This window comes from Streptomyces sp. Ru71, assembly GCF_002920535.1.
Taxonomy (GTDB): Bacteria; Actinomycetota; Actinomycetes; order Streptomycetales; family Streptomycetaceae; genus Streptomyces.
Genome location: NZ_PQSS01000031.1, coordinates 1 through 19,507, shown reverse-complemented (window position 1 = coordinate 19,507; position 19,507 = coordinate 1). Strand labels below are relative to the sequence as shown.

The window sequence follows — 19,507 nt, the reverse complement described above, 5'->3', positions numbered from 1 at the left end:
AGGCAGCATGACCTCCTCCCCCGACGTCCGTGACATCGACCGGCGGCTGGACGCGCTCGCCCGGCAGCCGTTCCGGTCGAAGTTCCACCTGCGCGGCCGTGACCGCGCCACCGCCGAGCTGAAGGGCCCGGCGACGATCCGGCGCCACGCCCACGACCTGATCGTCAAGCGCCTCGCGCCGGCCGAGCCGTACAAGGACGGCAGGCAGACGCCGTACCGCGGTCACCCGGTGTTCGTGGCCCAGCACGCGACCGCGACCTGCTGCCGCAGCTGCCTGGAGCGCTGGCACGGCATCCCCAAGGGCCGCGAGCTGAGCCACGCCGAGCGGGCGTACGTGGTCGCCGTGATCTGCCGCTGGATCGGGCGTGAGATGACAGGCGGTACCGGCCCGGCCACAGCGCGCGGCGGCTGAGCCGCGGGCCGGTCCGGCGGCGCGTTTTCCGGCCAGGACCCCTGTCGAGCCGGACCGGATCACGAGATATCTTGATGTCGAGCAATGTTGCAGACGTGGAGCGGAGCACCCGGTGACTGACTCGACCATCATCTACACACACACTGACGAGGCCCCGGCCCTGGCGACGTATTCCTTCCTGCCGGTGGTCCAGGCGTACGCCTCGCAGGCCGGTGTCTCCGTGGAGACGCGGGACATCTCGCTGGCCGGGCGCATCATCGCCGTCTTCCCGGAGTACCTGACCGAGGACCAGCGCATCCCGGACGCGCTGACCGAGCTGGGCGAGCTGGCCAAGACGCCGGCCGCCAACATCATCAAGCTGCCGAACATCTCGGCGTCCATCCCTCAGCTGAAGGCCGCGATCGCCGAGCTGCAGGGCCAGGGCTACGCGCTGCCGAACTACCCGGACGAGCCGAAGACCGACGAGGAGCGCGAGATCCGCGCCCGCTACGACAAGGTCAAGGGCTCCGCCGTGAACCCGGTCCTGCGTGAGGGCAACTCCGACCGCCGCGCCCCCGCCTCCGTCAAGAACTACGCCAAGACCCACCCGCACCGCATGGGCGCCTGGACCTCCGAGTCCAAGACGGACGTGGCGACCATGGGTGAGAACGACTTCCGCTCCACCGAGAAGTCCGTGATCATCGAGCAGGACGGCACGCTGAGGATCGAGCACGTGGCCGCCGACGGCACCACCACCGTGCTGCGCGAGTCCGTACCCGTGCTGGCGGGCGAGGTCGTCGACGCGTCCGTGCTGCGGGTCGCGAAGCTGCGCGAGTTCCTCACCGCGCAGGTCGCCCGCGCCAAGGCCGAGGGCGTGCTGTTCTCGGTGCACCTCAAGGCCACGATGATGAAGGTCTCCGACCCGATCATCTTCGGTCACGTGGTGCGCGCCTTCTTCCCGAAGACCTTCGAGAAGTACGGCGAGAAGCTCGCCGCCGCCGGTCTCACCCCGAACGACGGTCTGGGCGGCATCCTCAAGGGCCTGGACGCCCTGCCTGAGGGCGCCGAGATCAAGGCCTCCTTCGACGCCGAGCTCGCCGAGGGCCCGGAGCTGGCCATGGTCGACTCCGACAAGGGCATCACCAACCTGCACGTCCCGTCCGACGTGATCATCGACGCCTCCATGCCGGCGATGATCCGCACCTCCGGCCACATGTGGGGCCCCGACGGCCAGGAGCACGACGCCCTCGCCGTCATCCCGGACTCCTCCTACGCCGGCGTGTACCAGGCCGTCATCGAGGACTGCAAGGCCAACGGCGCGTTCGACCCGGCCACCATGGGCTCGGTGCCGAACGTCGGCCTGATGGCGCAGAAGGCCGAGGAGTACGGCTCCCACGACAAGACCTTCGAGCTCCCGGCCGCCGGCACGGTCCGCCTGGTCGACGCCTCCGGCGCCGTCCTGATCGAGCAGAGCGTCGAGGCCGGTGACATCTTCCGCGCCTGCCAGACCAAGGACGCGCCGATCAAGGACTGGGTGAAGCTGGCCGTCACCCGCGCCCGCGCCACCGGCGACCCGGCCGTGTTCTGGCTGGACGAGAACCGCGCCCACGACGCCAACCTGATCGCCAAGGTCAAGCAGTACCTGACGGAGCACGACACCGAGGGCCTGGACATCCGCATCCTGTCCCCCGTCGAGGCCACCAAGCTGTCCGTGGAGCGCATCCGCCGCGGCGAGAACACCATCTCGGTGACCGGCAACGTGCTGCGTGACTACCTGACCGACCTCTTCCCGATCCTGGAGCTGGGCACCAGCGCCAAGATGCTGTCGGTCGTCCCGCTGATGGCGGGCGGCGGCCTGTTCGAGACCGGCGCCGGCGGCTCCGCGCCCAAGCACGTGCAGCAGCTGGTCAAGGAGAACTACCTGCGCTGGGACTCCCTCGGTGAGTTCTTCGCGCTGGTGCCGTCCCTGGAGCAGTACGCCACGGCCACCGGCAACGCCCGCGCCAAGGTCCTCGCCGACACCCTCGACCGCGCCACGGCGACCTTCCTCAACGAGGACAAGTCCCCGACCCGTCGCGTCGGCGGCATCGACAACCGCGGCAGCCACTTCTACCTGTCCCTGTACTGGGCGCAGGAGCTGGCCCAGCAGACCGACGACGCCGAGCTGGCCAAGGCCTTCCAGCCGCTCGCGGAGACGCTGGCCGCGAACGAGCAGAAGATCGTCGACGAGCTGATCGCCGTCCAGGGCAAGCCGGTCGACATCGGCGGCTACTACCAGCCCGACCCGGCCAAGGCCGCCGCGGTCATGCGCCCGTCGGCCACCTGGAACGAGGCCCTGGCGTCCCTGAGCTGACGCCCGGGTCCCCCCGGGACCGCCCCGCCTCCGCCCCGACCGCGCACCGCCCGGCCGGGGCGGAGGTGTGTTCCGCCGAGGCCGATGACGGCATGACGGCACGGGCGCCATGCCGGGTGGCCCCGGCGCCGCCCGGCCGGTAGCAGCGTCGCGCCTGCGGGACGGGGCTCGGGCCCTGACGAGCCGGCGCGGGATGTGGCACCTTGATCATGCACCCCGCCACCGACCACGCCCCGGAGCCGCCCGTGACCGCCGCCGTCCCCTCCTTCGAGCTGCTGCCCGGCGCCGCCGATTCGCCGGTGATCCTGCATGTGCCGCACTCCGCGCGGGAGATACCGGACGACGTACGCGCCGGCATCGTGCTCGACGACACCGCGCTCGCGCGGGAGCTGGACCACATCACCGACGCGCACACCGCCGGGATCGCCGAGGAGGCGGCCCGGCTGGCCGGGCTCACCCCGTGGCGGTTCGTCAACCGGCTGTCGCGGCTGGTCGTCGATCCGGAGCGGTTCCCGGACGAGCGGGAGGAGATGACGGCCGTCGGCATGGGGGCCGTGTACACCCGGACCACGCACCGGGAGGTGCTGCGGCACGACAGCCACGACCCCGAGCCGCTGCTGGAGCGGTACTTCCGGCCGTACGCCCGGGCGATGACCGAGGCCGTGGCGCAGCGCCTGGCGGCCGCAGGGCGCGTCGTCATCGTCGACGTGCACTCCTACCCGACCGCTCCCCTGCCCTACGAGCTGCACGGCACCGGCCCCCGCCCGCCCGTGTGCCTGGGCACGGACTCCTTCCACACCCCGCCCGCGCTGCTCAAGGCGGCGCGCGAGGCGTTCGCGGGGTGCGGGGAGAGCGGCCTGGACAGCCCGTTCAGCGGAACGTACGTGCCGCTGGACTTCTACGGCCGTGAACCGCGCGTGGCCGCGCTGATGGTGGAGATCCGGCGGGACACCTACATGAGCGAGCCGGGCGGGCCCGCCGGCCGGGGCCTCGGCAGGCTCGCCGGGGCCCTGGCCCGCCTGGTGGACGCCATGTCCGGCTGAGCCACGGCCGCCGGCCCGGCGGCTCAGGCCCGCAGCCACTCCGTGACGACCACCTCGCCGCCCGCCCGCAGCCGCAGCGCGAACGGGCCGGCGGGCGCGGTGCCGCACGCGAAGCGGCCCATCGCGTCGGCGGTCAGCTCGGCACCGCCGTGCGGGCCGGTCAGCACCTCCACGCTCGCCTGCTGCGGCGGCAGCACCTGACCGAGCAGCCCGTCGGCGCCCACCTCCACGTCGACGGTCAGCTCCCCCGCCGAGAAGGTCAGCATCCGCGGCACCTCACCCGCGCCGCGCACCGGCAGCGCGTCGGTCAGCGAGTCGAAGGTCAGCTCCGCGATCCTCGCGTCGAGGTCGTGCAGGGCGTACGCCTCCACGGCGAGCGCGGTCAGCTGTGCCGGTGGCGGGTCGAGCACGGCCGCCGCCCGGCGCAGGTCCGCCTCCAGCCACTCCAGCTGCACCTCGTCGTCGTCCATCACCGCACCCCCCGTGCGTCGAGTCGGGCCTTGAGCCGGCGCAGACAGCGCTGGCGCAGCGGCCCGATGCTGCCGACGGCGATGCCGAGCGCCGCCGAGACCTCCTGATAGCTGGGCGGCGGCGAGGCCATCAGCACCCGCAACAGCCCCCGGCACCGCTCGCCGAGCTCCTCCAGCTCCCGCCACAGGCTGCGGATCCGCTCCCGCTCGGCGGCCGCCTCCTCCGCCCGCAGCAGCGACTGTTCCGGCGAGTGCTCCTCGCTGGCCCGGTCCAGCAGCTGCGGGTCGTCGGTCAGGGTCAGCCGCTGCAAGCTCTTGATCACCTTCAGCGACTCGTGGCGGGCGGTGCTCGCCAGCCACGAGCCGGCCTTGTCGGGCTCGCGCAGCCGGCCCAGATGCTGGGCGAAACGGAACCAGACCGTCTGGTACACCTCGTGCGCGTCGGCGTCGGAGAGCCGGTGCGCGCGCACGACGGACCAGACCAGCGGGCTGAGCCCTTCCACCAGCGCCTTCCAGGCCGCGCCGTCACCGTCGACGGCGGACCGGACCAGCGTGCCGACATCTGCTCGGTCCACGACTGCCCCACCCCTCCAGTACGGCACGTCATGGTACGCCGTACGGGTGGTACCGCCGGCCGTCATGACGCCGGGGCGCCTGCCGGACGCCAGGTGGGCGGCCGCAGCGCCGGCACATGCGCCCCGCGGACCTCGGCGAACTCCCGGTTCGCGGCCATCAGTCGGGTGTGGGCGGCGCGCGGGTCGGTCTCCTTGTGCGCGCTCATGTGCGCGGCGACCAGCCCGGCGGCCACCGGGGTGGCGAAGGAGGTGCCGCTCCAGTGGGCGAGGCCCTCGAACATCACCTGGTCCGGCTTGGCGCTCGTCTCCCCGTCGTCGCTGAGCAGTCCGGTGTGGCTCGGCGTGGTGCAGGTGCAGGCGTAGCCGAAGCCGTAGCGGCAGGCGTCGTAGGTGGAGTGGTGGTAGACGTACGGCACGGGCGTGCCGAAGCCGGTGAAGGTGCTGGTGAGGCGCTCGCCGGGGGCGTAGGCGCGCACCCAGGGGCCGTGGTTGGTGAAGCAGGCGCCGAACTCGCCGTCGTCGCGCAGCGCGCCGACGCTGAGCACCGCGTCCTCGAAGCCGGGCAGGGTCGCGTAGGCGGCGGGCCAGAAGGGGCTGGCGCTGGAGTTGTTGCCGGCCGCGGCGACCAGCAGGGTCCGCTGCTCGCGCAGTTCCCGCATGAAGGCGTCGACGCCGAGCAGGCCGTCGGTGCGGCCGTTGGAGGTGCCGGCGGACAGGCTGAGGATGTCGGGCCAGCCGTTGCGGTCGACGGCCTCGAAGAGCTTGTCGCCGAACTCGGACTCCAGGATCGCGCCGGCGTCGTTGAGGGTGCCGAGGACGGTGATGTCGGTGCTGGGCGCGACGGCGGCGAGCAGCCCGGCGATGAACGTGCCGTGGCCCATGTACTGGCGCAGGACGCCGTCCTCGTCGGTCTCCTGCGGGTGCAGCTCGCCCTGGGTGTGGGCGAGCAGCGGGTGCTCGCGGTAGTCGTGGCTGAGGCCGTTGTCGATCACCAGCACGCCGACGGCGCGCTCGGGGTCGTAACCGCCCTGGGAGGCGGCCGGGTTGGGGCCGGCGGTGCGGTCGGCGGGCACGGGCTCGTCGCCGGGGCAGGAGTTGACCGCGATGGACACCACGTGGTTGCGGCTGACCAGCCGGCGTCCGGTGCGGTCCTCGGCCTGCCGTACGGCGCGCAGCGCGTGGCCGACGACCGGGTCGCCGGGGTGGGTGCCCTGGCCGGGGTCGGCGACCTGGATGCGGGTGATGCCGGAGCGGTTGGTCTGCGGACCCGCGCGCCGCACATGGTCGGGGACCAGGCCCTCGGTGGCGGTGAAGTGGGCGCGGACCGCGTCCTCGACGAACGCGGCGTCGTCGCCGTCGCGCACGAGCACGACGCCCTTCTCGAAGACGAACTCGGCGGAGTCGTCGGGTCCCATGGCCAGCGGGACGCCGGGCATGGAGCGCTGGATCTGGTCGAACTGCTCGCGGAACCGCTGTGGCATGTCCTGTCCTCCCCCTGGGGCGACCGTCGTGAGTGTGAGCCGTCCGGTCGCCGGTTGATACAGCCGATTGATACAGAGGCACACCTGTGGGGATATGGTTCCGGTCCCCTACCATCCCAAGGGTGACCTCGGGAAGCGACGCCGTCTTCGACCTGCTGCCGATGGTGTTCGCCGCCCCGAACGACGCGCTGTCGAGGGCGCGGGAGGTCCTGGACGGGGCCCGTCCCCGGTGCACGCCTCCGTGGCGCACCAGGTGATCGGCATCTGGCAGCGGGACTGGGGCGATCTGCGCCTGGCCCTGCGCCATCTGCGGCGGGCCCGGGACCTCGCGGCGCGCGCCGAGCGGTCCGACCGGGAGGCGGACGTGCTGGCCACGCTCGGGGTCGCGCTGGTGCACGCGGGCCGCACCCGGCAGGGCCTGGCGTCCCTGGAGCGGGGCGTGGAGCGGGGCAGCGGGCACATCAGGGCGCGGGTGCTGTTCCGCCGGGCCTACGCACGGTGGGTGCTGGGCCGGCACCGGGAGGCGCTGGAGGACGTGCGCCGGGCGATCCCGGTGCTGCGGCAGGAGCGGGACGTCATCTGGACGGCGCGGGCGCTGACGCTGCGGGCCACCGTGCATCTGGCGCTGGGCTCGGTGGAGCGGGCGGACGCCGACTTCGCCGCCGCCGAGGCGCTGTGGGACACCACCGGCCAGGAGCACGACAAGGCCGACGCGGTGGAGAGCCGGGGCCTCGCGGCGTTCCGCGCGGGGGACGTGCCGGCGGCGCTGAGGCTGCTGGACGAGGCCGAGCGGCGGTACGCGGCGCTGGGCACGCCCACGTTCATGCTCAGCATCCGCCGCTGCGAGGTGCTGATGGCGGCGGGTCTTGCACCGGAGGCGCTGGCCGAGGCGGACGCGGCGATCCGGGTGCTGGACGGGATCGGCGGGCAGCTGACCCGCAAGGCGGAGCTGCTGCTGGCCGCCGCGCGCGCCGCCCGGCCGGCCGGCGACCCGCACACCGCGATCGCCCGGGCCGCGGTGGCGGTACGGCTGTTCGCGGCGCAGCGGCGGCCCTGGTGGGAGGCGCACGCCCGGCTGGTGCTGATCGAGGCGCGGTTCGCCGCCGGCCGGGCCTCGGGGCGGCTGGTCGCGGACGCGGCGCGGGTCGCCGAGCGGCTGGCGTCGTTCGGGGCGCCGGCCGCGCCCGAGGCGTCCTTGCTGGCGGGCCGGATCGCGCTGGCGCTGGGCTGGACGGCCGACGCGGAACGGCATCTGGCGCTGGCCGCGCGCAGCAGGTACGGCGGGCCGCCGCTGGCGCGGATCACCGGCTGGGCGGCACAGGCGCTGCGCGCTCAGGCCGCCGGCTCCGGCCGGGGCGTGCTGCAGGCGTGCCGCAGCGGGCTCGCGGTGCTGGACGAGTACCGGATGACGCTGGGCGCCTCGGAGTTGCGGGCGCGCGCCACCGAGCAGGGCGCGGAGCTGGCGGCGATGGCCCAGCGGGCGAGCCTGGCCTCGGGCGGGCCGCGGCGGCTGCTGGAGTGGAGCGAGCGCTGGCGGGCGACCGCGCTGAGCGCGCCGCCGACCCGGCCGCCCGCCGATCCGGCCCTGCTGAGCCGTCTGACCGCGTTCCGGGAGATCGCCGCCCGGGCGGAGGAGGCCCGTGGGGAGGGCCGGGCGGTGCCGGCGCTGGAGCGTGAACAGCGGCGGCTGGAGCGGGAGATACGCTCGCGCACCCTGCATCTGCGCGGGGACGCGCCCGGCGGCGCCGACCGGTTCGACGCGGGGCGCCTGCTGGAGCGGCTCGGGGAGGGGCGGCTGGTCGAACTCGCCGTGGTGGACGGGCGGGTGCATGTGCTGCTGGCCGGGCGGGGCCGGGTGCGGCGGTTCACGGCGGGGCTGCTCGCCGAGGCCGAGGCGGAGGCGGAGCATGTGCAGGCGGGGCTGCGCCGGCTGGCCCACCCGGGCGGTGCGGCGCGGCTGCCGGTGCTGCTGGCGGCGGGCCGGCGGCTTGAGGAGCTGCTGCTGGGCGAGGCGGTCCGGCATCTGGGCTCCGGGCCGCTGGTGGTGGTGCCGCCGGGCCGGCTGCACCGGGTGCCGTGGGCGGTGCTGCCGTCGCTGCGGGAGCGGGTGGTGAGCGTGTCGCCGTCGGCGAGCAGCTGGCTGCGGGCCTACGACACCCCGCCGCCGGCGACGGGCCGGCACGTCCTGGTGCGCGGGCCGGGACTGGCCACCGGTGGCGCCGAGGTGCCGGAACTGGCCGGGCGGTACAGCGCGCCGACGCTGCTGGAGGACGAGCACGCGCGGGTGGAACGGGTGCTGGCCGAGCTGGACGGCGCGGCCCTCGCGCACATCGCCGCGCACGGCGCCTTCCGGGCCGACAGCCCGCTGTTCTCGTCGCTGCGGATGGCCGACGGCCCGCTCATCGTGCACGACTTCGAACGCCTCGACCGCAGCCCGTACCGGATCATCCTGTCCTGCTGCGACACCGCCCGCTTCGCCTCCGTCGGCGCGGACGAACTCCTCGGTCTGGTCACGGCGTTGCTGCCGCTGGGCACGGCCGGGGTGGTGGCGGCCAGCGCGCCCGTCAACGACGCGGCGGTGGTGCCGCTGATGCTGGCCCTGCACAAGGGTCTCGCGTCGGGACTGTCGCTCGCCGAGGCGCTGCGCGACGCCCGCGCCGCCGTCCCGGACGACGCGCTGCACCAGGCGACGGGCTGGGCGTTCACGGCGTTCGGCGCGGCCTGAGCGGTGGTCAGGCCGGCAGCTCCACCAGCCACGGCAGGGCGTCGCGGTCGCCGGTGCCGAGGCGGGTGTAGGCGCCGTAGAGGTGGTTGGCGACGGTGCGGACGGACAGGGTGAGGCGCTCGGCGATCTGCCGGTTGCTCAGGCCGGCGGCGGCGAGCGTGACGATCTGCCGCTGGCGTGCGGTGAGTTCGCCGAGCACCAGGCCGGTCAGGGCGGGGGTGCGGGCGCCCGGGCAGCGGCGGGCCAGGGCGGCGGCGCGGGTGCGGGAGGTGCGGGCGGCGGTCGGGTCGCGGTGCGCGGGGACCGCCTGGGCGTGCGCCTCGGCCGCGAACAGCAGGAAGCCGCGGCCCGCGAGCTCCTCGGCCACCCGGTCCAGGGCGGCCCCGTCCCGGCGGGCGAGGGCGTCGGCGTGCCGCGCGAAGACGCTGCCCGGCGCCAGCAGTGCCAGGGCCCGCTCGGGAGCGCCGAGCCGTACGGCGTCGTAGGCGTCGCCGGGGCCGATCAGGTCCAGGGCGGTGCCGAGGTCGCCGCGTGCGGCGGCGCTCCAGGCGGCGGCCTCGTCGTGCGCCGGGTCAGGATCGCCCGACTGGGCCGCGGCCAGCGCCCGTTCCCTGCGGCACTCGGGGTCCTCGGGGGCCAGGCGGGCCCATGCCGCGGCCTCGCGCAGCTCGCCGCGCAGGCGGGCGAACCGGGCGCGCAGCGCCGCGTAGGCGGCCGGGACCCCGGCGCCCTCCGCCGCGAGCCACTCCCCCACCGGTGCGGGCAGCTCGGTGACGTCGTCGGTGTCGATCCGGCGTTCCAGCGCGGCCGTCTCGGTCTTCAGGGCGAGGGCGAGTTCGTCCGGGGTGCGGGCCAGGCGGCGCTCGCGCAGCCGGCCGGCGGCGGCGCGCAGCACGGGGCCGTGCAGGGGGTGGGCGAGGCGTACGGCGTCCTGTTCGTCGACGTCGACCAGCCCGGCGGCCTCCAGGTGTTCCAGGGTCCGCAGGTCCAGGGTGCCGGCGTCCACCGGCAGGGGCTCGGCGAAGGCGAGGCGGTCGAGTGTCTCCCGCTCCTCGGCGCCCTCCCGCTCCAGCAGAGGCGCGACGCGCTCACGGACGGCGGCGGTGACCGGCAGCGGGCCCCGCCACGCCCAGGTGCCGGTGTCCGGGACCGGCGTGAGCCGCCCCTGCGCGGTGAGCGCGTCCAGCAGGTCGCGCAGCAGCCGCAGATCGCCGCCGGCCAGCCGGTGCAGACGGGCGGCGGTCAGCGGTTCGGGGGCGTGGCCGGCGCCGGCCGTGAGCAGCCGTGCCGTGTCCTCGGCGGTCAGCGGGGCGAGGGCGAGCCGGGGCAGCAGGTCGCCGGACCACAGCCGGGTGATCGCGGCCGGGGCCGGCAGGCCGTCGGTGACCAGGACCAGCAGGCGGGTGGTGCCGTGCACGGCCAGCTGGTGGACCAGCGCGGCGGAGGCGTCGTCCAGCCACTGCGCGTCGTCGACGAGCAGCTGCCGTATCCCGCCGAGCCGGCGCAGCGCCTCGTGCGGGCTCGCGGTGGACGGCAGCAGCGGGGCGAACGCGGCGTAGGGGATGTCCCGGGTGCCGGGCGTGCCGCTGATCCTGGCGCAGTCGGTGCCGCGTACGGCCTCGGCCGCCAGCCGGGTCTTGCCGCAGCCCGCGCCGCCCGTAACCACCAGTCCTGGCCGGCCGCCGGCCAGGCAGCGGCGGAGCAGTTCCCGTTCGTCGTCGCGGCCGGTGAACGGCCAGGGCAGCGGCAGGGTCCGGGCGTCACGTTCGTGGATCGTCACGTCAACAAGAGCAGGCCTACTCGTTGCTGATACAGGGCGACTTGAGTAGCCCCCGACTCAGGCGCCCTGGCCGCGCCTTCGGCCACGCTGGGACCATGACCGTCCGTTACTGCTCGCTGCCGCCGCAGCCGGCCCCGGCGCTCCCGCCGGGCCTGGCCGACGAGCGGCGGCGCGCGCTGTCGAGCGGACGGCGGATGTGGGTCAACGGCACCGTCCTGCACTACTGCTTCTTCGACGGCGACCAGGACGGCTCCGTCATCGCCCTGCCGGGGGACGGCGGCACACGGCATGTGTCGTGGGTGGGCGGCGAGGAGCAGCGGGACGTCGTGCGCGGGGCGTTCGGCCAGTGGCAGGACCTCGGCATCGGGGTCACCTTCGTGGAGGTCGCCGACCGCTCGGAGGCCGAGCTGCGCATCGGGTTCCAGCGCGGCGCCGGCTCCTGGTCGGCGGTGGGCCGCGAGGCGCTGCGGGCCGGCCGCGGCGAGCGCACCATGAACTTCGGCTGGGACCTGACCGCGCCCGGGGAGCAGGCGACGGCCCTGCACCAGGTCGGGCACGCGCTGGGCCCGCTGCATCAGCACCAGAGCCCGTACGCCGGGCTGCACTTCGACGAGGAGGCGGTGTACGCGCATCTCGCGGGGCCGCCGAACTTCTTCAGCCGGGAGCGGACGTACGCCAATGTGCTGCGCACGCTGGACGCGGCTGAGGTCGACGGCCCGGTCTGGGACCCGCAGTCGGTGATGCAGTTCCCGTTCGCCGCGGGGATGGTGCTGGAGCCGGAGCAGTACCGCCGGGGTCTGCATCCGCCCGGCACGCTGTCGCCGCAGGACAAGGAGGCGGTGCTGCGCTGGTATCCGCCGGCCGGGACCGAGCGGCCGGCGGCGCTGGTGCCGTTCCGCTCGGTGCCGCTGCGGCTGGGGCCGGGCGAGCAGGCCGACTTCACCGTCGAGCCGGCGGAGACCCGCGCCTACCGGGTGGGGGTCTTCGGCGACGCGGACTGCGTCGTCGTGGTCTTCGAGGAGCGGGACGGCGAACCCCGTTTCCTCGCCGGCCGGGACGACGGCGGCACCTCGCACAACGCGCGGCTGACGGCCCGGCTCGTCCGGGGCCGCCGCTATGTCGTCCGGGTCCGTCTGTACTCCGGCTGGGGTGCGGGCGAGACGGCGGTGATGTGCTGGTGAGCACGCGGCACCGCCGAAACGGGGGCACCTGAACCACAGTCCGGCGCCGGGGGAAAGCGGCCGGAGACGTCATCTTCGGGGGATGGTGACGTCTCCGGCCGCGGCCGTTCCCGTCAGGGGTGCAGGGCGCGGGTGAACACGACCATCGGCCGGCCGGGACCGTCGTAGTCGTCCTCCACCCGCGCCTCGAAACCGAGGCCGCGGTGGAAGGCGATCGAGCCGGTGTTGCCCACCGAGGTGATCGCCTTCAGCCGGACGGCGCCCTGGCCGTGCGCGGCCTCGGTGAACGCCTCGTACAACCGTCGTCCCAGACCGGTGCCCCGGCTGTCGTCGCGGGTGGCGATGAGGTGGACGTAGCCGGTGCGGTCCGGGGTGACGAAGCCGAAGAGGTAGCCGCGGATGCCGTCCTCGGCGCGGGCCACGAGACAGGTGGCGCCGAACTCCTGGACGAACACGGGCTGGTGGAGGGCGCGCAGGTCGCGCTCACCCCAGTAGCGGGGGTGGTCCGCCACGACCTGCCGCAGATCGTTCACCGTGGCCCGGGTGATGGGGAGTGTCATGAGCCGATCATCGCAGCCGGCCGTCCGCCGGCGGGCGGGCGGCCGTCAGGAGGCGGCCCGCTCCGCCCGCACCACCTCGTCGGGGTGGGCGAGGCCGAGGTGGTCGCGCAGGGTGGTGCCCTCGTAGTCGGTGCGGAAGACTCCCTGTTCCTGCAGCAGCGGGACGACCTTGTCGGCGAAGTCGTCGAGCCCGCCGGGGGTGATGTGCGGGACGAGGATGAAGCCGTCGGAGGCGTCGGACTGGACGAACTCGTTGATGTTCCCGGCCACCGTGGCCGGGGAGCCGATGAAGCTCTGCCGGTTGCCGGTGTTGATCACCAGGTCGCGGATCGACCAGTTGTTGGCCTCGGCCAGCTCGCGCCACTCGCGGGCGGTGGCCAGCGGGTCGCGGTACATCCGCACCTGGGCGCGGCCGCGGGCGATGTGGTGCTCACTGACGTCCGGGTCGATGTCGGGCAGCGGCCCGTCCGGGTCGTAGCCGGACAGGTCCCGGTTCCAGACGAACTCCAGGTGGCGGATCGCGGTGGCGCCGCTGACCTGCTGCCGGCGCACCTCGCGGGCCAGCTCCTCGGCCTCGGCGTCGGTGTCGGCGAGCACGAAGGTCGCGGCGGGCAGGATCAGCAGCTGGTCGGGGCGGCGGCCGTACTTGGGCAGGCGGCGCTTGACGTCCTGGTAGAAGGCCTGGCCGGCTTCCAGCGTGCCGTAGCGGCTGAAGATGGCGTCGGCCTCGGCGGCGGCGAACTCGCGCCCCTCGTCGGAGTCGCCCGCCTGGAAGATCACCGGGCGGCCCTGCGGGGAGCGGGGGACGTTGAACCGGCCGTGGATGTCGAAGTGCTTGCCCCGGTGCTCGAACGCGCCGGCCTTGGCGTCGGAGAGGAAGGTGCCGGTGGCCTGGTCGGCGACGATCTCGTCGCCCCGCCAGGAGTCGAACAGCTCGTGGGCGGTGGCGAGGAACTCCTGGGCGCGGCTGTAGCGCTCCTCCTGCGGCAGGAAGCCGCCGCGGCGGAAGTTCTCGCCGGTGAAGGCGTCCCAGGAGGTGACGACGTTCCAGGCGGAGCGCCCGCCGGAGAGGTGGTCGAGGCTGGCGAACTGGCGGGCCACCTCGTAGGGCTCGTTGAAGGTGGAGTTGATGGTGCCGGTCAGACCGAGGTGCTCGGTGACGGCGGCGAGCGCGGCGAGCACCGTGAAGGTGTCGGGGCGGCCGACGACGTCCAGGTCGTAGATCTTCCCGGCGTGTTCGCGCAGGCGCAGGCCCTCGGCGAGGAAGAGGAAGTCGAACTTGGCGCGTTCGGCGGTCTTCGCGAAGTGCACGAAGGACTCGAACTCGATGTGGCTGCCGGCCTTCGGGTCGCTCCACACGGTGGTGTTGTTGACGCCGGGGAAGTGGGCGGCCAGGTGGATCTGCTTCAGCGGCTTGGTCATGGTCTCGGGTCCCTCCGGCTCAGACGGCGGTCGCGGTGGCGGCGTAGCGGTTGGCGGGGCGGGGCAGGCCCAGCAGGCCGCGCAGGGTGCCGGCCTCGTAGGCGCGACGGAAGGCGCCCCGGCGCTGGAGTTCGGGGACCAGACCGCGGGTGACGGCCGGCAGGTCGTGGCCGGCGACGGCCGGGCGGAGCCGGAAGCCGGACAGCCCGGCCGCCTGGAACTCCTGGAGCAGATCGGCGAGTTGGGCGGGCGTACCGGTGAAGATCCGCGCGTCGCTGGTGTACGGCTCGCCGGCCACGGCGTCCAGGCGTTCCCGGCGTGCGACGGCGGCGCCCGGGTCGTCGTCCAGGAAGACCACGAGGTCCGCGAAGACGTGCAGCGGCTCCTCGGCGCGTCCGGCGGCGTCCTGCTCGGCGCGGATCTCCGCGGTGATCGCCCGGGCCTGGTCGGTGTCGTGCGGGGTGACGTAGCCGACGTCGGCCTGGCGGGCCACCAGCCGGTAGGGCTCGCTCTGGTGGGCGAGCGCGGTGACGAGCGGCTGCCCCTGCGGCGGACGCGGGGTGATGGAGGGGCCCTTGACGCTGAAGTGGCGTCCCTCGAAGTCGATGTAGTGCAGCTTGTCGCGGTCGATGAACCGCCCGGTGGCCGCGTCCCGGATCTCCGCGTCGTCCTCCCAGCTGTCCCACAGCCGGCGCACGACCTCGACGTAGTCGGCGGCCTCGTCGAACAGTTCGGTGACCAGGCCCTTGGCGGAGGGGCTGTCGTAGGCGTCGATGCGCTCGATCGTGCGGCGGCCGAAGTGGGCGGCCTCGGTGGGGCGGGCGGAGATCTGCACGCGCAGGCCGGCCCGGCCGCTGCTGACGTAGTCCAGGGTGGCGATGGCCTTGGAGATGTGGAACGGCTCGGTGTGCGTGGCGATCACGGTCGGCACCAGGCCGATGTGCGAGGTCAGCGGTGCGATGCGGGAGGCGATCAGGACGGCGTCGAGACGGCCGCGCACCTGGTCGGTGCGCTCGTCGGGGTCGAGGAAGTGGGAGGACTGCGGGCCGAGGCCGTCCTCGATCGTGACGAAGTCGAGCAGTCCGCGCTCGGCCTCGGCGACCAGGTCGGCCCAGTACCGGGCGGTGAACAGCTCCCCCGGCCGGGCCACCGGCTCGCGCCAGGAGGCGGGGTGCCAGCCGGTGCCGTCCAGGGCGACGGCGAGATGCAGGGGGGCAGCGGGAGTCGAGGACACGAGGGTGCCTTCCTGAAGGTCCATGGGAAACGCCGGCCCCGTGGGAGAGGGAGGGGCACGGCGATCGGGTGGCCGCTGGGGGGCGCGGGGCGCGTCAGACGCGACAGAGCGCGCCGGCCACGCGCAGCAGATCGATGCGGCCGGGTGTGGAGGCGGACGGCGTGCGGGCTGCGGAGCACGTCCGTCACCTCCTCGGCGTGGGGCGCGGTCGGCTGCTGTCGCCGCGCGAGGGTCGTCGTGGGTTCAACGCCCGGGACAGGGCAGGGTTGTTCCCGGCGGTCAGGAGTTGCTCAGCGGCAGCCCGGGCGGGTTGATCTGCGACGTGGTGACGGCGTCGTTGGAGAGGTTCCAGGCCTTGAGCCACTGCGCGTACTGGCCGTTCTTGATCAGGTGGTTGATGGCGTCCGCGATGGGCTTGGCCAGTCCGCTGTCCTTCTTCGCGGTGGCCGCGATCAGGCCCTGGAGGGAGGCGCCGGCGCCGGAGAACTGGCCCGCGATCCGAGTGGCGCGGGGCGTGTTCGCGGTCTGGGTGACGTGGTAGGAGAGGTTGGGGCTGGGGCCGAGGTAGGCGTCGATCTTGCCGCTGCCGAGCGCCAGATAGGTGCTGTTGTTGTCCTGGAAGTACTTGACGGTGAGCTTCTTGCCCTCGCTGCGCAGCTTTCGCTGCCACTCCAGCAGGATCCGCTCCTGGTTGGTGCCCGCGCCGACGGCGACCGTCTTGCCGGCGAGGTTCTCGTAGTCGCCGCCGAAGCTCCACGTGGAGGACTTGGGGGCTTCCAGGGCGAGGTCGTCCTTGCGGTAGGAGGCGAACTCGTACTTCTTCTTGCGCTCCTCGGTGTCGGTGATGTTCGAGAAGCCGACGTCCACCTTGCCGCTGTCGATGCCGACGAAGAGGTTCTCCCAGGTGAAGCGCTTGACCTCCGGCTTGAGGCCGAGGACGGCCGCCACCAGCCGGGCCAGGTCGGGTTCGGAGCCGGTGAGGGTCTTCTGGTCGCTGCCGATGAATCCCAGCGGCGGGGCGCCCGAGGGCAGGGTGCCCGAGCCGATCACCAGCTTGCCGCTCTTCCTGACCGAGTCGGGCAGTTGGGCGCTGATGGACTTCACCTCGGAGACCTTGATGGTGGTCTGCTTCGCGGCGCCGTTGGACACCTGCCCCACGACGACGGTGCCCGCCGCCTCGGTCGTGGTGGCGGCCTCGCTGTCACCGCCGCAGGCGGCCAGGCCGGTGGCGAGGGTGGCGACGGCGGTCACCGCGGTGAGGCCGCGCAGCAGGTGACGTCGGGTGAAGTGCGAAGGCATGGCTGTCCTTGTCGATGAGTGAGCTCGGTGAGCGGGGGGCGTGGAGGGGTGGCGTGTCATACGGCGGCCTCGCGGCGGGCGCGGGCACGCAGGTCGGTGAGGCCGGCGCGCAGGCGCTGCAGCGGGGTCGGCGGCAGGGAGCGGGTGGCGCCGCGGGCGTAGTGGCGTTCGACGTAGAACTGCACGACGGAGACGGCGCTGGTGAGGATCAGGTACCAGACGGTGACGACCAGCAGCAGCGGCACGATGTCGCCCGGGTAGGTGGAGCCCATGGTCTGCGCGGCGCCGAAGAGGTCGAGCAGGGAGACGTAGAAGACGAGTGAGGTGCTCTTGATGAGGCCGATCAGCTGGTTGACGTAGTTCGGGGTGATGGAGCGCAGCGCCTGCGGCAGGACGATCCGGGTGAACTGCCGGCTCCTGGGCAGACCGAGCGCCGCCGCGGCGTCGTGCTGCCCCTGGTCGACGGAGAGGATGCCGCCGCGGACCACCTCGGCGGCGTAGGCGGCCTCGTTGAGGCTGAGACCGACGACGGCGACGACCATGTCGGTGGCCAGCCGTGACTCGTCGAAGGTGAGGAAGGCCGGCCCGAACGGGACACCGAGGCTGAGCGTCTTGTAGAGGGCGGAGAAGTTGTACAGGAACAGCAGGACGACGATGAGCGGGATGGAGCGCAGGGCCCAGACGTAGGTCCAGCTGACCAGGCGCAGCACGGGGCTGCGGGACAGCCGGGCCAGCGCCAGCAGGATGCCGCCGAGCAGGCCGAGGACCGCGCTGTAGGCGGTGACCTCCAGGGTGATGAGCAGGCCGTCGAGGATGGTGGGGCGCGCGAACCAGTAGGCGAAGCGGTCCCACTGGTAGAAGCTGTTGGTGGCGAGACCGTGCACGAACTGGGCGAGCAGGACGAGCACGACGGCGGAGGCGATCCACCGCCCGGGATGCCGCAGAGGCACGACACGCGGGGGATTATCCGTTTTTGACGATGTATCAGCGATCGGTGCCTCGGCGAGGGAGACGACGGCGCCTGGGGGTTCGCTCATGGGTGGGCTCCGGCGGGGAGTCGGCGGCGCCCCGGCCGTGGCGGTCCGCGCGTGACCGCGTCCGGGCAGACGCGGGGCGGCTGCCGGGTGGACGGGCGGGGGCGCGGGAGGCGCACGGGACCGGGGGGCCGAGAGGCTCGGGCGGGCGGCGGCACACCGCGGGTGCGGGGTGCGGCGGGGTGGCGCGGGGCGGACGGCTGAGCGGTCAGCCCCGGCAGCGGGCGCGGCCCGGTGCGGTACACAGTGCGCTGTTGACGCGCAGGAGATCGACGGCGCGGTCGGCGACCAGCGGGTTCGGATACGGCCGCACGCAGCCCGGCGCGCGGCGGGCCGCCGGGCTGGGAGCTGCGTGCATCACGTCACCGTCACTGTTCCGGCCCCCTGCGGGGCCTCGCGCTTACCGAAACGCCATCCGGTCCGGTCGTCACCTGGGGCACCCCACCGCGTCGCGAGGGTTGCCGGTCAGCAAGCCAGGGCTTGTCGCTGACGCTCTTGACCGTTCTGAGCGGTCATTTAAGACAGGTGGTCAAGGCGCTGTCAACGCCCGTCCGCCTGCTGGGACCTGGTGTGGGCGGTCCAGTCGAGGATCTGCACGGCGGACCCGGCGCCCTCCAGCCCGCGGCAACGGGCGTGATGGCGGCGGGACATGCCGTCGAGGTCGAGCCGGCCGCCGAAGGCCGGGTGCGCGGCGAGGCGGCGCGCGTAGGACCACAGGACGGGGTGGTCGGCGACGCGCTGCACCGCGGCGGCGTCGAGGTGGTGGCGGTGCACGGTGTCGAGCTGGACCAGCGCGACCCACAACTCGACGTCCGCCGCGGTGATGTGCTCGCCGAGGTAGTGGTCCTGTCCGGACAGCCACTGCTCGGCGTGGTCCAGCGCGGCCAGCAGGACACGCAGGGCCGCCGCCCGCTCGCCCGGGTCGGCGGTGGCCGATCCGGCGCGCTGGGCGGCCTCCTCGATGCCGTCGGCGCACAGCCGCTCGACGGCGTCGATCTCCGCGTCGAGCCCGCACGGGTAGAGCGCGGGGCGGCCGCTGGCGAAGTGCCGGTCGAGGTCGCGCATGATGTCGCGGGCGTGCGTGCTGACGATCCGTCCGGACCAGTCGTCGCTGAGCACGGGCGCGAGGGCCGGGCCGGGGTAGTGGTGGGCGCTGGCCTCGTACAGCGGGCGCAGCGCCGCGTGACCGCCGTCGGGGCAGTCGGGGACGGCGGGCAGGAAGGTGACCGGACAGCTCTCGTCGAGGCCGAGCAGGCTGTGCGTGACGGCGATCCGCAGACCGTCGGGACACGCGGTCGACACATGCAGCCGGTAGCGGCGGGGCACGGCGTAGTGCCCGCTGCGGGCGTCCCGCCCGATCCGTCCCCGGAAGGCGTGCGCCGAAGGGGCGGAGGGGTGGGCGGCGAGGGGTGCGACGGACATCGTTCTCCCGGGGTCGGGCGCGCGCGTGCGCGGGCGCGCGGACGGGCGGTGCTGGGGGCGGGGTGAGGTGGCGGCGCCGTACGCCTTGCTGACAGCGGCGGGGTTCGAACGGCGCCCTGCGAAGGAGCGACGGGCACCGACGCGGGCCGGCAGTGGGCGTGCGGCTCAGCCGGCCGCGCTGCTGATGGCGCTGCAGACGCGCAGCAGGTCGATGTGGCGGCGGGAGGTCAGCAGGGGCGAACGGCTCGCTCCGGAATGGGCCGGGAGCGCTGCGCGAGTCCTCATGCCATTCCCTACCTGTTCACTAGGATTCCCTGATAAGGGAGTGTCGAGGCGTCGGGGGGCGACGTCAAGGGGGCGTCCACCCAGCGGGCGGTCGGGCGTCACATGATCCGCGCCCGGTGACGGCATTGTCCTGAGTCCGTGACACGGGGCGTTCCGGCGGTGCGGCGCGAGCTGACGCGCTGTTACGGTCCCGACCTGGTGTGCGGCCGCCACGGCCGCCCGTGAACAGGGGGGACGTCCCGACATGAACGC

16 protein-coding genes, 1 pseudogene and 1 riboswitch are annotated in these 19,507 nt (G+C 73.9%); of the genes and pseudogenes, 5 read left to right on the top strand and 12 right to left on the bottom strand.

Features of this window, described 5'->3' with window-relative positions:
• Window positions 1-7: 7 nt before the first annotated feature.
• The 3 genes from C3489_RS19480 to C3489_RS19470 all read left to right on the top strand — a co-directional run bounded on the left by C3489_RS19480 (window position 8) and on the right by C3489_RS19470 (window position 3,787).
• Window positions 8-412 carry a DUF4186 domain-containing protein gene (locus C3489_RS19480; RefSeq protein ID WP_103783157.1) on the top strand — a complete coding sequence of 135 codons (405 nt, stop codon included), beginning with the start codon at window positions 8-10 and terminating at the stop codon, window positions 410-412.
• A gap of 112 nt (window positions 413-524) precedes the next feature.
• Entirely contained in the window at window positions 525-2,744 is a 2,220-nt protein-coding gene (locus tag C3489_RS19475; protein ID WP_103783156.1) for an NADP-dependent isocitrate dehydrogenase, read from the top strand.
• A gap of 245 nt (window positions 2,745-2,989) precedes the next feature.
• Window positions 2,990-3,787, top strand: a complete 798-nt coding sequence (locus C3489_RS19470) for an N-formylglutamate amidohydrolase (protein ID WP_103783201.1) — start codon at window positions 2,990-2,992, stop codon at window positions 3,785-3,787.
• A 23-nt stretch (window positions 3,788-3,810) separates the two neighbouring features.
• Here C3489_RS19470 and C3489_RS19465 read toward each other — a convergent pair whose 3' ends face one another.
• The 3 genes from C3489_RS19465 to C3489_RS19455 all read right to left on the bottom strand — a co-directional run bounded on the left by C3489_RS19465 (window position 3,811) and on the right by C3489_RS19455 (window position 6,313).
• A complete protein-coding gene (locus C3489_RS19465; RefSeq protein WP_103783155.1) occupies window positions 3,811-4,257 on the bottom strand; it encodes a hypothetical protein in 447 nt (148 codons plus the stop codon).
• Window positions 4,257-4,832 carry an RNA polymerase sigma factor gene (locus tag C3489_RS19460; protein ID WP_103783154.1) on the bottom strand — a complete coding sequence of 192 codons (576 nt, stop codon included), beginning with the start codon at window positions 4,830-4,832 and terminating at the stop codon, window positions 4,257-4,259. Before C3489_RS19460 ends, C3489_RS19465 begins: the two co-directional genes overlap by 1 nt.
• Window positions 4,833-4,894: 62 nt before the next feature.
• Window positions 4,895-6,313, bottom strand: coding sequence for a S8/S53 family peptidase (locus C3489_RS19455; protein ID WP_103783153.1), 1,419 nt, complete (start codon window positions 6,311-6,313; stop codon window positions 4,895-4,897).
• A gap of 161 nt (window positions 6,314-6,474) precedes the next feature.
• On the opposite strand from C3489_RS19455, the pseudogene C3489_RS19450 reads away from it, so the two are divergent.
• Window positions 6,475-9,038: pseudogene (locus tag C3489_RS19450) on the top strand (CHAT domain-containing protein).
• A gap of 7 nt (window positions 9,039-9,045) precedes the next feature.
• On the opposite strand, the gene C3489_RS19445 reads toward C3489_RS19450, so the two are convergent.
• Window positions 9,046-10,818: a helix-turn-helix transcriptional regulator gene (locus C3489_RS19445; protein ID WP_103783152.1), complete on the bottom strand. Its 1,773-nt coding sequence runs from the start codon at window positions 10,816-10,818 to the stop codon at window positions 9,046-9,048.
• A 95-nt stretch (window positions 10,819-10,913) separates the two neighbouring features.
• Between C3489_RS19445 and C3489_RS19440 the strand changes: the two genes are divergently transcribed.
• Window positions 10,914-11,999, top strand: coding sequence for a M12 family metallopeptidase (locus tag C3489_RS19440; protein WP_103783151.1), 1,086 nt, complete (start codon window positions 10,914-10,916; stop codon window positions 11,997-11,999).
• A 113-nt stretch (window positions 12,000-12,112) separates the two neighbouring features.
• Here C3489_RS19440 and C3489_RS19435 read toward each other — a convergent pair whose 3' ends face one another.
• The 8 genes from C3489_RS19435 to C3489_RS40050 form a co-directional block, all read right to left on the bottom strand.
• Complete coding sequence (locus C3489_RS19435) at window positions 12,113-12,559, bottom strand: GNAT family N-acetyltransferase (RefSeq protein ID WP_103783150.1); 447 nt, start codon at window positions 12,557-12,559, stop codon at window positions 12,113-12,115.
• Between the two features lie 45 nt (window positions 12,560-12,604).
• Window positions 12,605-13,981, bottom strand: a complete 1,377-nt coding sequence (locus C3489_RS19430; protein WP_103783149.1) for an NtaA/DmoA family FMN-dependent monooxygenase — start codon at window positions 13,979-13,981, stop codon at window positions 12,605-12,607.
• A gap of 19 nt (window positions 13,982-14,000) precedes the next feature.
• Window positions 14,001-15,239: an LLM class flavin-dependent oxidoreductase gene (locus C3489_RS19425; protein ID WP_103783148.1), complete on the bottom strand. Its 1,239-nt coding sequence runs from the start codon at window positions 15,237-15,239 to the stop codon at window positions 14,001-14,003.
• A gap of 255 nt (window positions 15,240-15,494) precedes the next feature.
• On the bottom strand, window positions 15,495-16,514 hold the full coding sequence (locus C3489_RS19420; RefSeq protein ID WP_103783147.1) for an ABC transporter substrate-binding protein: 1,020 nt from the start codon (window positions 16,512-16,514) through the stop codon (window positions 15,495-15,497).
• Window positions 16,515-16,570: 56 nt separating this feature from the next.
• Window positions 16,571-17,551, bottom strand: coding sequence for an amino acid ABC transporter permease (locus C3489_RS19415; protein ID WP_103783146.1), 981 nt, complete (start codon window positions 17,549-17,551; stop codon window positions 16,571-16,573).
• 205 nt (window positions 17,552-17,756) lie between these two features.
• Complete coding sequence (locus tag C3489_RS38735) at window positions 17,757-17,906, bottom strand: hypothetical protein (protein WP_181139746.1); 150 nt, start codon at window positions 17,904-17,906, stop codon at window positions 17,757-17,759.
• Window positions 17,907-17,939: 33 nt separating this feature from the next.
• A riboswitch (SAM riboswitch) is annotated at window positions 17,940-18,049 on the bottom strand.
• 39 nt (window positions 18,050-18,088) lie between these two features.
• Window positions 18,089-18,970 (bottom strand): glutathione S-transferase C-terminal domain-containing protein, encoded by an 882-nt coding sequence (locus tag C3489_RS19410; protein WP_103783145.1) that lies wholly within the window; start codon window positions 18,968-18,970, stop codon window positions 18,089-18,091.
• 165 nt (window positions 18,971-19,135) lie between these two features.
• Window positions 19,136-19,255, bottom strand: a complete 120-nt coding sequence (locus C3489_RS40050; RefSeq protein WP_374936757.1) for a putative leader peptide — start codon at window positions 19,253-19,255, stop codon at window positions 19,136-19,138.
• Window positions 19,256-19,507: the final 252 nt, after the last annotated feature.

Excerpts from the sequence above, each read along its gene's own strand:
- C3489_RS19435 (WP_103783150.1), bottom strand. The coding sequence starts at position 12,559 with ATGACACTCCCCATCACCCGGGCCACGGTGAACGATCTGCGGCAGGTC.
- C3489_RS19455 (WP_103783153.1), bottom strand. The coding sequence starts at position 6,313 with ATGCCACAGCGGTTCCGCGAGCAGTTCGACCAGATCCAGCGCTCCATG.
- C3489_RS19410 (WP_103783145.1), bottom strand. The coding sequence starts at position 18,970 with ATGTCCGTCGCACCCCTCGCCGCCCACCCCTCCGCCCCTTCGGCGCAC.
- C3489_RS19425 (WP_103783148.1), bottom strand. The coding sequence starts at position 15,239 with ATGGACCTTCAGGAAGGCACCCTCGTGTCCTCGACTCCCGCTGCCCCC.
- C3489_RS19480 (WP_103783157.1), top strand. The coding sequence starts at position 8 with ATGACCTCCTCCCCCGACGTCCGTGACATCGACCGGCGGCTGGACGCG.
- C3489_RS19440 (WP_103783151.1), top strand. The coding sequence starts at position 10,914 with ATGACCGTCCGTTACTGCTCGCTGCCGCCGCAGCCGGCCCCGGCGCTC.
- C3489_RS19420 (WP_103783147.1), bottom strand. The coding sequence starts at position 16,514 with ATGCCTTCGCACTTCACCCGACGTCACCTGCTGCGCGGCCTCACCGCG.
- C3489_RS40050 (WP_374936757.1), bottom strand. The coding sequence starts at position 19,255 with ATGAGGACTCGCGCAGCGCTCCCGGCCCATTCCGGAGCGAGCCGTTCG.
- C3489_RS19415 (WP_103783146.1), bottom strand. The coding sequence starts at position 17,551 with ATGAGCGAACCCCCAGGCGCCGTCGTCTCCCTCGCCGAGGCACCGATC.
- C3489_RS19465 (WP_103783155.1), bottom strand. The coding sequence starts at position 4,257 with ATGGACGACGACGAGGTGCAGCTGGAGTGGCTGGAGGCGGACCTGCGC.
- C3489_RS19430 (WP_103783149.1), bottom strand. The coding sequence starts at position 13,981 with ATGACCAAGCCGCTGAAGCAGATCCACCTGGCCGCCCACTTCCCCGGC.
- C3489_RS38735 (WP_181139746.1), bottom strand. The coding sequence starts at position 17,906 with ATGCACGCAGCTCCCAGCCCGGCGGCCCGCCGCGCGCCGGGCTGCGTG.